Source organism: Pantoea sp. X-Soil-TKNS-1207, assembly GCF_059730485.1.
Genome location: NZ_AP035958.1, coordinates 3034756 through 3048293 on the forward strand (window position 1 = coordinate 3034756; position 13538 = coordinate 3048293).

A 13538-nucleotide genomic window follows, 5' to 3' on the forward strand; every position below is an offset into this window, starting at 1 on the left:
TAAAAACAGAAGGCGGTGACATTCACCGCCCGTTAATTCAGACAAATCAGGCGTTACCTGCTCAGGCATTATCCGCCTGGAGACTGGCGCGAAAGCCCAGCTGATTCAGCATCGCCGCCGCATCGGCATCATCGCAAATCACCTGCAACGACGACCATTCGCGGCGTTCTTCATATTGCTTACGCAGGCGATCGAACTCGCCCGGCTGCGCGGCCACTTTACGCAGCGGCGCATCATCGCGGCGCACATCATACACCAGGTGCACCAGACGTTTCAGCGTAGGTTGATCCAGCTTGCCATGCAGCGTGATGGTGCCAAATTCCGGCGCGGGCAGCAGGCTTTCCAGCGGCACCTGTTGCGGCTGGCCGAGGAACGCGCACCAGGCTTCAAACACCTGGGTGGTGCCGCGCGCTTTACCTTCCAGCGTGTAACCGGCGATATGCGCGGTGGCGATATCGACGTTATCCAGCAGCTCCAGCGACAGCTCCGGTTCCGGCTCCCACACATCCAGTACCACGCTCAGATCCTGACGCATCTTCAGCACCGCAAGCAGCGCGGCGTTATCCACCACCGGGCCACGGCACGCGTTGATCAGAATGGTGTTGGGTTGCAGCGCCATCAGCAGCGCGGCATCCGCCAGATGCCAGCTTTTATAAGGGCCGTCTTTAAACAGCGGGGTGTGGAAGGTGAGGATATCGGCCTGCGCCACCAGCGTGTCCAGCGAGTGGAACGCTTCCGCATCGCCGCGATCGGCGCGCGGCGGATCGCACAGCAGGGTTTTCACGCCCCATGCCTGCAAACGTTTTTGCAGACGGCCGCCGACATTACCCACGCCGACGATACCCACGGTGCGATCGCGCAGGTCAAAGCCGTCACGCTCCGCCAGCAGCAGCAGCGAGGAGAAGACATACTCCACCACCGCGATGGCGTTGCAGCCCGGTGCCGCGGAGAAGGCGATACCCGCCTCCGCCAGCGAGGCTTCATCGATATGGTCGGTGCCCGCCGTGGCGGTACCGACAAATTTCACCGGCGTACCGGCCAGCAGCGCGGCATTCACTTTAGTCACCGAACGCACCATCAGTCCGCTGGCATCGGCCAGTTCCGCTTCCGGCAATGGACGTCCCGGCACCGCCAGCACCTCGCCGGTGCGGCTAAAGAGTTCACGGGCGTACGGCATATTTTCATCGACGAGAATTTTCACCACGGCTGTCCTGTCTGCTAACGATTGAAAGGGGCATATTCTGGCACAAAGCCGTTGATTAACCTAACCGGCTGCGATAGCGATCCGGCGTCGTGCCCGCCTGCTGCTGAAACATCACAATCAGCGCCGAAGCGGAGCTATAGCCCAGATCATGGGCGATGGCCTGTACGCTCATCCCCTGCTCCAGCAGGGCGATAGCGCGCAGAAAGCGTAAGCGCTGGCGCCACTCGCTGAACGACATATTCAGTTGCTGCTGGCAGCGCCGCGCCAGCGTACGCTCGGTGGTGAACACGCGTTTAGCCCATTGTGCCAGCGTGGTGTTATCACCGGGATGCGCCTGCAAGGCATACAGAATTGGCGCGAGAAATTTGTCATCAGAGGTGGGAAGATAGCTTTTGTGTGGCGGCGCAAGGCGGAGCCGGTCACATAACACCTCGCAAAGACGCCAGTCCGCCACACTTTGCGGCTGCTCAAGCTCCTGACGGGCAAACTCGTCCATAATGGCATGAACGATAGCATCCACATTCAGCAGGCAGGCCTGCGGCGGCATCCCGTCACACAAATCCGCGGCGAGGTTAAAGGTACGAAACTGCGCCTGACGATGGTTATAGCTGCTGTGGAAATGGCCGGGAGGGATCCAGATCGGCATATCGGCCGGGGTCAGCAGACGCTCGCCCTCCACCTCCATCTCCAGCACATGGCTTTTGACAAAGATCACCTGCCCCCAGTCGTGGGCGTGCGGCAGGTATTCGGTTTTGGCATTGGCCTGTTCAAAACGCATGAAATAGCGCAGCAGCGGCGCATCGATCGGCGGCTGATACTCAACCTGTAGATTCATTCTGTCCGGTCATTAATGATTTTTGTCCGATTTTAATTATCTGTTCCAAACCGGTCAAACGTAAACTGTTCGCGTTTATTTTCAGGAGCCGTACGATGAATTTTCTTTTTCCGCTGGTGGCGGTGCTGATCTGGTCGATCAACACCATCGTGAGCAAACTCTCCGCCGCGAGTATCGATCCTGCCGCCATCTCGTTTTATCGCTGGATTCTGGCGCTGGCGGTACTGACGCCGTTTGCGCTGCCAGGGGTGTGGCGTCATCGCCAGCAGATTGTGGCCAGCAGCGGACGTTTGCTGGTCCTCGGCCTGCTTGGCATGGTGCTGTATCAAAGCCTCGCCTACTACGCGGCGCACAGCGTGTCGGCGGTGATGATGGGGATTCTCGGCGCCACCATTCCGCTGCTGACCATTCTGCTCAGCCTGGTGGTGTTGCGTCTGGCGCCGACGCGCGGCATTTTGATTGGCGGGCTGCTGTCATTTGCGGGCCTGGTCTGGCTGGTGAGCGAGGGCAATCCGGCGCAGCTGCTGGACCAGCGCCTCGGCAATGGCGAACTGATGATGCTGGCCGCTTCAACCTCGTACGCGCTGTATGGCGTGCTGACCAAACGCTGGGCGATTCCGCTGCCAACGTGGCAGAGCCTGTATGTGCAGATTTTCTTTGGCGTACTGTTGCTGCTGCCGGGCTTTCTGCGCACGCCGGACGTGTCGCTTAATGCGCACAATATCCCGCTGGTGCTGTTTGCCGGGCTGTTTGCCTCGATCGTTGCGCCGTTCCTGTGGATCCTTGGCGTGCAGCGTCTCGGCGCCAGTACCACCAGCATCTTTATGAATTTTGTCCCGGTGTTTACCGCCATCGTCGCGGTGCTGTTCCTGCATGAACAGCTGCACGGCTATCACTGGATTGGCGGCGGAATGACGCTGCTGGGGGTGATTCTGGCGCAGCGACTGAAAACACCGTTGCGTCGCCCCCGCGCTGCGGCGCCCCCCATCGGCGAAAGCTGAGGCAGGCCAGAGCAAAATAATTTTCAGTGGATGCCGGTTCTCCCTGCTGCCCCCGTGGATTTCCTGGGGGCTTTTGCTATCATATGGCCTCGTTTTTCCGGCGCACCCGGATCTGACCCGTTTCTAAAGGATTCCGCCATGCAACCTGTTAGCGGTCCCGGTGTGCCCGCGGGCGATCGTTCCCCTCTCACCAATACAACTGGCCCTGCCCGCCCCGGCGGATCGGCTGGCGATCAACCGTTATCCCCGGCCCAGCGCACCACGCTGGAACGCCTGATTGTCCGCATTATGTCGCTCAGCACCCTGAAAGCCCCGGAACTCTGGGCTGGCGTGCGTCATGAAGTGGGGGTGAAAAACGATGCTGAACTGCAATCACGTCACTTTCCCGCCGCCGAGCAGCATCTCAATAGCCGCCTGACCCAGGTGCAGGACAGCCACGCCACGCGTCAGCTGTTGCAGCAGCTGCTGGAAAAACTGCCGCAGGGCAACAACCGCCAGGCGGTGAGCGATTTTATTCGCCAGCAGTTTAATCAGACGGTGCTGAGCGCGCTGTCGCCCGACCAGCTGCGTCAGGTGCTGACCATGTTGCAGAACGGTCAGATGGCGATCCCCCAGCCGCAGCAGACGCGCGTCAGCGATCGCACCCTGCTCCCGGCCGAGCATCAGGCGCTGAATCAGCAGGTGACTCGCCTGGCCGCCAGCACCGGTGAATCGCCGGTGAAACTGCTGACCGAGGTGCTGAAGCTGGTGAATCTGAAGAGTGGCGACCCAATCCCTTCGCGCCATTTCCCGCTGCTGACGCAATATTTACAGGCGCGGCAGACGCTGAGCCAGCACAGCGCGCCGACGCTGCAAATGCTGGAAAGCTCGCTGAAGCAGCCGCTGACCAGCAACGAACAGCGCCTGCTGGAGGATTACAGCGAGCAGCGTTTCCAGGCCACGCCGCAAACGGTGCTGACCCCGGCGCAAACTCAGGACTTGCTCAATCTGTTGTTCAGCCGTCGCGCCGAGAAAAACGTCGAGCAGCCGCTGGCCGCCAGCCAGCAGCGTCCGCAGCCGATCTGGGCGCCAATTTTCAACCAGCTGCCTGCCCCGCTGGCGCAGCGCCCGGCGCTGACGCTCAGCCTTGCGCTGCTGGTGTTTATTTTCCTGCTGTGGATTTTCCTCTAATCAGCAGCCGCATTGCGCCGCAGGGGCCGCTACCGGCCAGTCGCCTGCGGCGCTGCCCCACGCCATGGGATGGCCGTCGCGCTTCCAGAAATCCAGCCCGCCAATCAGCTCCTTGACCTGAAAACCTAACGCTGCCAGTTTCAGCGCCGCTTTGGTCGAGCCATTGCAGCCGATGCCGTCGCAATAGGTGATATAGACCTTTTGCCGATCCAGCTGTGCGGTGGAGGCGGCGTTCATGGTGCGATGCGGAAAGGAGATAGCGCCACAAATATGCCCGGCCTGATACGCCTCGTCGGCGCGCGCATCGATCACCACAATCGCATCCACGCCCTGAGCCAGATCCTCGGCTAAATCCCAGGCATCGGTGTAATACGCCAGTTTATGTTGCAGATAGGCCAGGCTATCGGGCGCGCTGGCTGGGGGAAAGGCTAATACCGCTGACATCGCATTCTCCTGTTGTGATTTTCCCTCAGTGTACGGCAAAGTGGTCTCCATTCTGATACCACTTTTCATCAGGGAATAAGACCACAATGACGCCCTCTCCTCTTCTGACCCTGTTCAGCCACCACAGCCAGGGTGGCCTGCGCGAGCGGCTGTGCGGCACCCTGCGTCAGGCCATCGCCAGCGGGCATCTGCATTTTGGTCAAAAGGTGCCCTCCAGCCGCCAGCTGGCAGGGGATCTGGGCCTCTCCAGGGTAACGGTGGAAGCGGCCTATGCGCAGCTGGAAAGTGAAGGTTATCTGCAACGTCGCGGCGGGCGAGGCACTTTTGTCGCCATCGCCATGCCGCTGCGCGTGGCGGCTGCCAGTCCGCGCGGCGCGCTGCGCTTTTCCACGCGCGGCAGCCAGGTACTGGCGACGGGAGGCTGTCAGGATCCGCCATTTCCCCACGCATTCGCCGCCGGTTCGCCGGAATTACGCGCTTTTCCCCACACCCTCTGGCGACGCATCAGCGCCAGCGTGCAGCGCTCGCTCGGCAGCAGCGTGATGGGTTATGGCGATCCCTGCGGTTATGCGCCGCTGCGCCAGGCGGTGGCGGATTATCTGGCGCTGTCGCGCGGTGTGCGCTGCGAGGCCGGGCAGGTGCTGATCCTCACCAGTTCCCAGCAGGCGCTTCAGCTGCTGGCGCTGATGTTTCTCGACAGTGGCGACGATGTCTGGCTGGAGGAGCCGGGCTATGCTGGCGCGCGTAATGCTTTTCTCGCCGCTGGCGCCAACTGCCGCGCCATGCCGCTGGATGAATCTGGCGCGGTGCCGCTCAGCGGCAGCGCAAAACTGGTGTATCTCACCCCTTCCCACCACTACCCGACCGGCACGCCAATGAGCCTCGCACGACGTTTACAGTGGCTGGCGTGGGCGCGGCAGCAGGATAGCTGGCTGATTGAGGACGATTACGACAGCGAGTTTCACTATGACGAACGCCCGATGCCAGCGCTACAGGGGCTGGAGGCCGATAGCCGCGTTATCAGTCTCGGCACCTTCTCGAAAACGCTGTTTCCCTCGCTGCGCCTTGCCTGGATGGTGGTGCCGCCCGCGCTGGTCGATGCGCTGGGCCGTGCACGCAGCGTACTGGACGGGCATAGCGCGCTGTTGCCGCAGGCGATCACCGCCGAATTTCTTCAGCAGGGCCATTTTGCCAGCCATCTGCGTCTGATGCGCCAGCTGTACCACAGCCGTCGTGATGTCCTGCTGCAACAGCTGAACACGCGATTTGCCCACTGGCTGGCCCCGTTCCCGGCGGCAGGCGGTTTACAACTGACGGTGCGATTATTACAAGGGGAAGAGGCGGCGCTGACCGCGCAGGGGCGTGAGCTGGGATTACAGCTGCCGCGTCTGTCGCCGTTATATACCGGACAGACGCCGCAGCCAGGCTGGATTTTGGGTTTCGCCGCGCTGACGCCCGGCGAAATTGTCGCAGCCTGCGATAAGCTGGCTAAGCTGCGCTGACGTGACGGGCAAAACGCCAGGTCACCAGGATGCCAAGCGCTGCGCAGCAGGCACCGGCCACGTACACCGAACCGTAACCCAATGCTGTTGCCAGCAGGCCGGTGAGCGGGCCGCTGGCCCCATAGGCGATATCCTGGAACGCGGAGAAGCCGCCCAGCGCGGTGCCGCGTATCTGCGGCGAGACGCGTTTGATCACCTCCACGCCGAGCGCCGGGAAAATCAACGAACAGCCGCAGCCGGTCAGCGCCGCACCGATCAGCGCGACCCAGCCCTGTCCGGCCAGCGCCAGCAGCAGCAGACCGGCGGCTTCCACCAGCAGCGAGACCATAGCCACGCGCACGCCGCCGTGACGATCCGGCAAACCGCCGAAGAACACGCGCACCAGCACGAAGGCACAGCCAAAAGCGGTTAAGGCAAAACCGGCATTGCCCCACTGCTCCGCCGCGAAGTACAGCGAGGTAAAGGTGCCGATCACCGCAAAGCCGGTGCCCTGCAACGCCAGCGCCAGCCCCGGCTGGAAAATGGTTTTGATAACGCTAAACAGCGAGGGACGTTCCCCGCCCACCACCGGCACCGCGGAGATCCAGCTGTTAAGCGCCAGCGCCAGCAGCGGCAGCAGCAGGGCCACACCGCCGAGTGCGGCAAATCCACCGTGTTGATGGATCAGCAGGCCGAGCGGCGCGCCGGCAGCCAGCGATCCATAAATCGCCATGCCGTTCCACGACATCACCAGGCCGGAACGTTTGCTGCCCACCAGCCCCATGCCCCAGGTGAGGTTGCCGGTCAGCAGCAGGCTTTCACCAAATCCAAGCAGCAGACGCCCCACCGCCAGCAAGCCAAACTTCGCCCAGGGAGAGACCGGCAAAAGCGCCGCCGCCAGATAAGCCACGCCCACCAGCGCAATCGCCATCATGCCGTGCTGGGTCGTGAGTTTGGCGCCGTGCTGATCGGCGCGTCGTCCGGCAAAGCTCCGCGTCAGCAGGGTGGCAAAGAACTGAATCCCCACCGCCACGCCCACCATCACGTTGTTCATGCCCAGCTCCTGGTGGACATACAACGGGATCACCGGCAGCGCCAGGCCCGCCGTGAGGTAGGTGAGAAACACGGCAAAGGATGTGCAGGCTAAGGGAAATACAGATTGCGTCTGCGCGCTTGCAGCCGTAGTCATAATCGACGTAACTCCTTGTTCTAAGACGTACCTTGCAGGCAAAAACCAGACACACGCAACTCTGCTGGGATTAACAGCAATGGGCGCGAGGATCTTCGTGAACGTTTACGTATGTAGAGATGAGGGAAATGATTGTGGCAAGCGAGGCGCGGAATGTCAAAACAACAAGGGCCGGATTAACCGGCCCTGGAGAAATCGCTGGTCCTGAATCAGGACGGGTACTTACGCATCGTCAGAGTGGCGTTGGTACCGCCGAAGCCGAAGCTGTTTGACATCACGGTGGTCAGCGCTTTTTCGGTCGGTTTGGTCACGATGTTCATGCCCTGTGCCGCCGCGTCTGCTTCTTCAATGTTGATGCTCGGAGCAATAAAGCTGTGTTCCAGCATCAGCAGGGTGTAGATCGCTTCCTGCACGCCCGCCGCACCCAGGGAGTGGCCGGTCATGGCTTTAGTTGCAGAGATGTACGGGGTGTTGTCACCGAACACTTCACGAATCGCACCCAGTTCTTTCACATCGCCAACCGGCGTAGAGGTACCGTGGGTGTTGAGATAGTCGATCGGTGCATCCAGACCCTGCATCGCCATCTTCATACAACGCACTGCGCCTTCGCCTGACGGTGCTACCATGTCAGCGCCATCTGAAGTCGCGCCGTAGCCGACGATTTCAGCGTAAATATGTGCGCCACGCGCCAGAGCATGTTCCAGCTCCTCAACCACCACCATACCGCCGCCGCCAGCGATGACGAAGCCATCACGGTTCGCGTCATAAGTACGGGAGGCTTTTTCCGGCGTTTCGTTGTATTTGGTGGAAAGTGCGCCCATTGCGTCGAACTCACAGGCCATTTCCCAGCTCAGCTCTTCACCGCCGCCAGCAAAGACGATGTCCTGTTTGCCCAGCTGAATCTGCTCAACCGCGTTACCGATGCAGTGTGCAGAGGTGGCGCAGGCGGAGCTGATGGAGTAGTTCACGCCGTGGATTTTGAACGGCGTCGCCAGACAGGCAGACACACCGGAACCCATCGCTTTGGTCACCACATAGGGACCGACCGCTTTCAGGCCGCGTGGGCTGCGCATCGCATCCGCACCGAAAACCTGATAACGCGGGGAACCACCGCCAGAACCGGCAATCAAACCTACGCGCGGGTTGTTCTGATACTGTTCGTCGCTCAGGCCAGCGTCTTTAATCGCTTCAGCCATTGAGAGATAAGCGTAGATAGAGGCATCACTCATGAAACGCACGATTTTGCGATCGATAAGCCCGGTGGTATCCAGTTTTACGTTACCCCACACGTGGCTACGCATCCCGGCTTCTTTCATCTCTTCGGAGAAAGTAATACCAGAACGGCCTTCACGCAGAGATGCCAGCACCTCTTGCTGGTTGTTACCAATGCTGGAAACGATACCCAGGCCAGTAATCACTGCACGTTTCATCAAATAGTCCTCTTCCACTTCTTTTGGATTGACGTGCACTCTAGCTTACAGTTGTAAGCTGAACAAGTCCGATCAGCCATTTCCTTTTGTAAATTTGCGTCATGTGACGGCTCTCGCTAAAATCACGCCACTGCCTGAAAAATGAGCCTTTCCCTTGAAGTTATCCCCCGTTGAACACGCAAAACTGAACTGGAATGAACAGGGTACACCTGTATCCCAAACATTCGACGACGTCTATTTCTCCAACGACAATGGTCTGGAGGAGACGCGTTATGTGTTCCTCGATGGCAACCAGATTCTGCAACGTTTTCCTGCGCACGATCGCGACCTGTTTATCGTGGCGGAAAGCGGTTTTGGCACCGGTCTGAACTTTCTCACCCTGTGGCAGGCCTTTGACCGTTTCCGCGCCCAACAGCCGGACGCGCGCCTGCAACGCCTGCACTTTATCAGCTGTGAAAAATTCCCCCTGACGCAACAGGATCTGGTAGCCGCGCACGCCCACTGGCCGGAACTGCGCCCGTGGGCCGAACAGCTGCAACAGCAGTGGCCTGCCGCATTGCCGGGCTGCCAGCGCCTGCTGTTTGGCGCAGGCGAGGTGACACTCGACCTGTGGTTAGGGGATATTAACGCGCTAATTGATACCTTTGATGACAGTCTGCATCGTCAGGTGGATGCCTGGTTTCTTGATGGTTTCGCCCCGGCGAAAAATCCGGAAATGTGGACGCCGGGCCTGTTCGCGGCGATGGCGCGCATGGCGCGCCCGCATGGCACGCTGGCGACCTTCACCTCTGCCGGTTTTGTACGTCGCGGTTTGCAGGAGGCCGGTTTTACCCTCAGCAAACGCAAAGGCTTTGGTCACAAACGTGAAATGCTGGTCGGCGTGTTAAATGATGCCGCCCCCCTGCCCCCGACCCAACCCTGGTATGCACGGCCCGCAGCCCGCAACCCGGAAGTCGCGCTGATTGGCGGCGGTGTCGCCAGTGCGGTGTTGGCGCTGGCGTTATTACGTCGCGGCTGGCGCGTGACCTTATATTGCGCCGATGCCGCGCCAGCGCTGGGGGCTTCCGGCAATCGACAGGGGGCGCTTTATCCGCTGCTGAATCAGCACGATCCGGCGCTGGCGCGCTTTTTCCCGGCCGCCTTTAGCTTTGCCCGTCGCCTGTACGACGCGCTGCCGGTCGCCTTTGAGCATGACTGGAGCGGCGTATTGCAGCTGGGCTGGGATAGCAAAAGCGCCGACAAAATCGCGCAGATGCTCACCATGGCGCTGCCGCACGACATCGCTTACGGCGTGGATACTTCCGGGGCAGAAGCGCTGGCAGGCGTTGAGCTGGGCATGGGCGGGATTTATTATCCGCGCGGTGGCTGGCTGTCGCCGTCGGAGCTGACCAGCAATCTGCTGGAGTATGCGCAGACGAAGGGCTTACGCCTCCACTGGCTGCATCGCGTTAACCAACTGACGCCGCAGGAGAATGGCTGGACGCTGCATTTTGCCAGCCAGCCGCCGGTGCAGCATCAGCAGGTGGTGCTGGCTAATGGCCATGCGCTGCTGGATATCGCCCAAAGCCAGGCGCTGCCGGTCTACGCGGTGTCGGGTCAGGTCAGCCATGTGCCGACCAACCCTGCGCTGGGCGCCTTGCGCAGCGTGCTGTGCTACGACGGCTATCTCACCCCGGTCAGCCCGAATTATGCCACCCACTGCATCGGCGCCAGCTACCATCGCGGCGATACCGCTACTGACTGGCGCGCCGACGATCAGCAGGAAAATCGTCAGCGGCTGATTGCCTGTCTGCCCGACTGCAACTGGCCGCCGCAGGTGGATATCAGCGACAATGAAGCACGCGTCGGCGTACGCTGCGCCACCCGCGACCATCTGCCGATGGCAGGTAGCGTACCGGATTACGCCGCCACCCTGACGCAATACGCCACGCTGGCGGAACAGCGCGCGCAGGGCGAGGACGTGGCGGAAGCGCCGCACTATCCGGGATTGTTTGTGCTCGGGGCGCTGGGTTCACGGGGATTGTGCAGCGCACCGCTGGCGGCCGAAGTGCTGGCGGCACAGATGAGCGGCGAACCACAGCCGCTGGATGCGGCCACGCTGGCGGCGCTGAATCCTAATCGCTACTGGATCAGAAAGTTACTGAAGGGAAAAAAAGCCGGACGTTGAGCGTGCGGGGCGCAGGATCGCCCCGACAGATCAGGCGGACTGGCGCGCCTGGGTGAACAGATTGTCCCACATGCCAATCACCAGCGCCTGGTCGCGCGGCGAGAGTTCACCGGCGGCGATGGCTCTTTGCAGGCTGTTGGTCACATGAATCTGCAACGCTTCCGGGGTGTGCTCACCGGTAAGTTCGATCTCGGCTACCGCCAGCGTCAGATGTCCCCGCAGATAACCGCCGGCAAACAGCTCGTCGTCACTGGCGTGATCCACCATATCGTCAATCAGCGCCAGAATGCGTGCCTCAAATTCTACGATCATCGTTATCCTCTAATTAAACCCGCGCGCTAAATCGCGCCGCTACAATATGATGTTGGTCACAAATCTTCCGGCCAGGGGAAGTGTGCCGCCGTCAGCGCTGGCGTGCCGTAATACTCCCCTAATGCCTGAATAAAACGCGCCGGGCGCGCCGGAATGCCTTGTTCAAGGTAAGTCATGACCTGGGCATGGACCTTGCGCTGAAACGCAATGCGATCTGGCTCACAATCCCCGTCGAGATTGTCACAACTTACATTGAAGGGAAAGCCTGCCGCCATACAAAACAGCCACTCCAGCGCCTGCGGCTTAATCTCCACCGACTCAAACTGGTTTTGCGTCTGCGCATCGCGCCCGTCCGGGCAGTACCAGTAACCAAAATCCACCAGCTTACGTCGCGCCTCACCGGCGATGCACCAGTGCGAAATTTCATGCAGCGCGCTGGCGTAAAAACCGTGCGCGAACACCACGCGATGCCACGGGGAAGTGTCATCTGCCGGAAGATAAATGGGTTCATCATCGCCTTTAATTAGACGCGTCTGAAAGTCGTGCTGGAAGCAGCTATCGAACAGCGTAATCAGCTGTTCGTAATGGTGTGTTGTGCTCATGATGTCATTGTTCTGTTGAAAACCGGCGTTATTGTCGCATCGGCTGTCGCTATTGACGAGTGTTTGATCACAGGGTGGCCATCCATGCCAGCAGCGCGCTGCCGTGGCTGTCCCATAACAGTTTGGCGCTCATGACCGCTGAGACCGTAACCACCATCGGGCGGATCAGTTTCTGACCCCGGCTCAGCACCAGACGCGCACCGAGCCGCGCGCCGCAAAACGCCCCGAGCAGCATAATCAACCCGGTGCCCCACACCACTTTGCCGCCAAACATAAAGAACAGCAGGCTGCCAAAGTTGGAGGTGAAGTTGAGGATTTTGGCGTGGGCAGTGGCTTTGGCCAGGTTAAAGCCACATAAGGTAACGAACGCCAGCGCGTAGAACGAACCGGCGCCGGGGCCAAAGAAGCCATCGTAAAAACCGACGCAGCCGCCACCGACCAGCGCATACGCCAGACCGTGCAGACGCTGCGCGCGGTCCTGCTCGCCAATACGCGGCATCAGCAGGAACCACAGCCCGATGCTGATCAGCAGCAGCGGCAGCACCTGGCGCAATACATCGGCCTTGATATGCTGAATCAATACCGCGCCACCGATCGCGCCAATAAAGGTCATGGCGATATTCAGCCGCTGCGCACGCAGGTTAATTACCCCACGCCGCACAAAGTACAGGCTGGCGGAGAAGGAGCCGCCCACCGATTGCAGTTTATTGGTGGCTAACGCCTGCGCCGGCGAGAGACCGGCCGCCAGCAGCGACGGCAGGGTAAGCAAACCACCGCCACCGGCGATGGAATCGATAAAAGCAGCCAGAACCGAGACACCAAACAACACTACCAGCACCAAAGGGCTGGCAACGAACCATTCCATGGAAATTCCTAGAGTAAATGTTTATCCAGCAACGCCTGACATGAGGGTGGCAACGGCGGCGGCGTTTTTTTTCACCGGCGGCGTGCTGCCCGGCTGCTTCGGCAGGAACCAGCTGTCCAGCTCCGCGCCACAGCCATCGCCCGGCGGCGGCGGTGCCTGATCCTGACACTCCAGGCTACCCGGCGGGCAGCGCAGGCGCACATGCATATGCGCGCGATGGGCAAACCACGGTCGGACTTTGTTCAGCCAGGCGCGATCGCTACCGGCATCGGCACAAAGCTGCTTTTTAATCGCCGGATTGACGAAGATACGCGTCACGTCGTCATCTTTCGCCGCCAGTTTGATCAGGCTGTCGATCTGCGGCTGCCAGTGGCGTGCCACCACCTGTTTGCCATCGGGGGTGACCAGGTCGAGCGGCTGCGGTTGCAGCAACTGCTGCGCCGTCCAGCGGCTTTGCGGCAGTTGCAGCCAGATATCCACATCCAGCCCGGTTTGATGGCTGGCGTGACCACTGCTGAAACGCCCACCGGCGGCCATGCCCATATCGCCAATCAGCACCTGCCCCAGTTGCAACTGATGCACCTGGGTGCTGAGGCGCTGAATAAAGGCGATCAGATCAGGATGGCCGTAGTAACGACGCTGATCCTGACGCATCACCTGATAGTCTGGGGAATTGAGCGGCAACGACTGCGCGCCGACAATACAGCCGTTGGCAAAGCTGCCAATCGACTGCGGTGCGCCGCTAATCGGTTGATGAATTTGCTGCCACGGCGTGGCAGCCATCGCTGCCGCACTGCACAGCAGCGCGGCAAGGGTCAGCAGCAGACGACGCATTGGC

12 protein-coding genes and 1 pseudogene are annotated in these 13538 nt (G+C 60.6%); 4 read left to right on the top strand and 9 right to left on the bottom strand.

Annotated features, from left to right (window positions below):
• Positions 1-61: 61 nt before the first annotated feature.
• Together pdxB and AC6I8V_RS14130 are read right to left on the bottom strand one after the other, a co-directional pair.
• Complete coding sequence (gene pdxB / locus AC6I8V_RS14125) at positions 62-1201, bottom strand: 4-phosphoerythronate dehydrogenase PdxB (RefSeq protein ID WP_497842889.1); 1140 nt, start codon at positions 1199-1201, stop codon at positions 62-64.
• A gap of 58 nt (positions 1202-1259) precedes the next feature.
• Positions 1260-2039: a helix-turn-helix domain-containing protein gene (locus AC6I8V_RS14130; RefSeq protein ID WP_497842890.1), complete on the bottom strand. Its 780-nt coding sequence runs from the start codon at positions 2037-2039 to the stop codon at positions 1260-1262.
• A gap of 95 nt (positions 2040-2134) precedes the next feature.
• Here AC6I8V_RS14130 and AC6I8V_RS14135 point away from each other — a divergent pair, with 95 nt between their 5' ends.
• Together AC6I8V_RS14135 and flk are read left to right on the top strand one after the other, a co-directional pair.
• Positions 2135-3040: a DMT family transporter gene (locus AC6I8V_RS14135; protein ID WP_497842891.1), complete on the top strand. Its 906-nt coding sequence runs from the start codon at positions 2135-2137 to the stop codon at positions 3038-3040.
• A 138-nt stretch (positions 3041-3178) separates the two neighbouring features.
• Positions 3179-4210 (top strand): flagella biosynthesis regulator Flk, encoded by a 1032-nt coding sequence (gene flk / locus AC6I8V_RS14140; RefSeq protein WP_497842892.1) that lies wholly within the window; start codon positions 3179-3181, stop codon positions 4208-4210.
• Here flk and AC6I8V_RS14145 read toward each other — a convergent pair whose 3' ends face one another.
• Entirely contained in the window at positions 4211-4654 is a 444-nt protein-coding gene (locus AC6I8V_RS14145; protein ID WP_497842893.1) for a rhodanese-like domain-containing protein, read from the bottom strand.
• Positions 4655-4740: 86 nt separating this feature from the next.
• Between AC6I8V_RS14145 and pdxR the strand changes: the two genes are divergently transcribed.
• Positions 4741-6156 (top strand): MocR-like pyridoxine biosynthesis transcription factor PdxR, encoded by a 1416-nt coding sequence (gene pdxR / locus AC6I8V_RS14150; RefSeq protein WP_497842894.1) that lies wholly within the window; start codon positions 4741-4743, stop codon positions 6154-6156.
• Here pdxR and AC6I8V_RS14155 read toward each other — a convergent pair.
• Positions 6143-7324, bottom strand: a complete 1182-nt coding sequence (locus tag AC6I8V_RS14155) for an MFS transporter (protein WP_497842895.1) — start codon at positions 7322-7324, stop codon at positions 6143-6145. The two genes, pdxR and AC6I8V_RS14155, sit on opposite strands and share 14 nt — an antisense overlap.
• 209 nt (positions 7325-7533) lie before the next feature.
• On the bottom strand, positions 7534-8754 hold the full coding sequence (gene fabB / locus AC6I8V_RS14160; RefSeq protein ID WP_497842896.1) for a beta-ketoacyl-ACP synthase I: 1221 nt from the start codon (positions 8752-8754) through the stop codon (positions 7534-7536).
• Between the two features lie 154 nt (positions 8755-8908).
• Between fabB and mnmC the strand changes: the two genes are divergently transcribed.
• The gene (mnmC, locus tag AC6I8V_RS14165) at positions 8909-10921 is read left to right on the top strand and encodes a bifunctional tRNA (5-methylaminomethyl-2-thiouridine)(34)-methyltransferase MnmC2/FAD-dependent 5-carboxymethylaminomethyl-2-thiouridine(34) oxidoreductase MnmC1 (RefSeq protein WP_497842897.1); all 2013 of its coding nucleotides are present in this window, start codon (positions 8909-8911) and stop codon (positions 10919-10921) included.
• 30 nt (positions 10922-10951) lie between these two features.
• Here mnmC and AC6I8V_RS14170 read toward each other — a convergent pair whose 3' ends face one another.
• The 4 genes and pseudogenes from AC6I8V_RS14170 to mepA all read right to left on the bottom strand — a co-directional run bounded on the left by AC6I8V_RS14170 (position 10952) and on the right by mepA (position 13534).
• Positions 10952-11233, bottom strand: a complete 282-nt coding sequence (locus AC6I8V_RS14170) for a YfcL family protein (protein ID WP_497842898.1) — start codon at positions 11231-11233, stop codon at positions 10952-10954.
• Between the two features lie 56 nt (positions 11234-11289).
• Positions 11290-11835, bottom strand: a complete 546-nt coding sequence (locus tag AC6I8V_RS14175) for an elongation factor P hydroxylase (RefSeq protein WP_497842899.1) — start codon at positions 11833-11835, stop codon at positions 11290-11292.
• Between the two features lie 67 nt (positions 11836-11902).
• Positions 11903-12700, bottom strand: a complete 798-nt coding sequence (locus AC6I8V_RS14180) for a sulfite exporter TauE/SafE family protein (RefSeq protein ID WP_497842900.1) — start codon at positions 12698-12700, stop codon at positions 11903-11905.
• An 8-nt stretch (positions 12701-12708) separates the two neighbouring features.
• A pseudogene (gene mepA, locus AC6I8V_RS14185) lies at positions 12709-13534 on the bottom strand (penicillin-insensitive murein endopeptidase).
• Positions 13535-13538: the final 4 nt, after the last annotated feature.

Bases quoted from the DNA above. Each gene is read 5' to 3' on its own strand.
- AC6I8V_RS14130 (WP_497842890.1), bottom strand. From the start codon at position 2,039: ATGAATCTACAGGTTGAGTATCAGCCGCCGATCGATGCGCCGCTGCTG.
- AC6I8V_RS14155 (WP_497842895.1), bottom strand. From the start codon at position 7,324: ATGACTACGGCTGCAAGCGCGCAGACGCAATCTGTATTTCCCTTAGCC.
- AC6I8V_RS14170 (WP_497842898.1), bottom strand. From the start codon at position 11,233: ATGATCGTAGAATTTGAGGCACGCATTCTGGCGCTGATTGACGATATG.
- AC6I8V_RS14180 (WP_497842900.1), bottom strand. From the start codon at position 12,700: ATGGAATGGTTCGTTGCCAGCCCTTTGGTGCTGGTAGTGTTGTTTGGT.
- fabB (WP_497842896.1), bottom strand. From the start codon at position 8,754: ATGAAACGTGCAGTGATTACTGGCCTGGGTATCGTTTCCAGCATTGGT.
- flk (WP_497842892.1), top strand. From the start codon at position 3,179: ATGCAACCTGTTAGCGGTCCCGGTGTGCCCGCGGGCGATCGTTCCCCT.
- AC6I8V_RS14135 (WP_497842891.1), top strand. From the start codon at position 2,135: ATGAATTTTCTTTTTCCGCTGGTGGCGGTGCTGATCTGGTCGATCAAC.
- AC6I8V_RS14145 (WP_497842893.1), bottom strand. From the start codon at position 4,654: ATGTCAGCGGTATTAGCCTTTCCCCCAGCCAGCGCGCCCGATAGCCTG.
- AC6I8V_RS14175 (WP_497842899.1), bottom strand. From the start codon at position 11,835: ATGAGCACAACACACCATTACGAACAGCTGATTACGCTGTTCGATAGC.
- pdxR (WP_497842894.1), top strand. From the start codon at position 4,741: ATGACGCCCTCTCCTCTTCTGACCCTGTTCAGCCACCACAGCCAGGGT.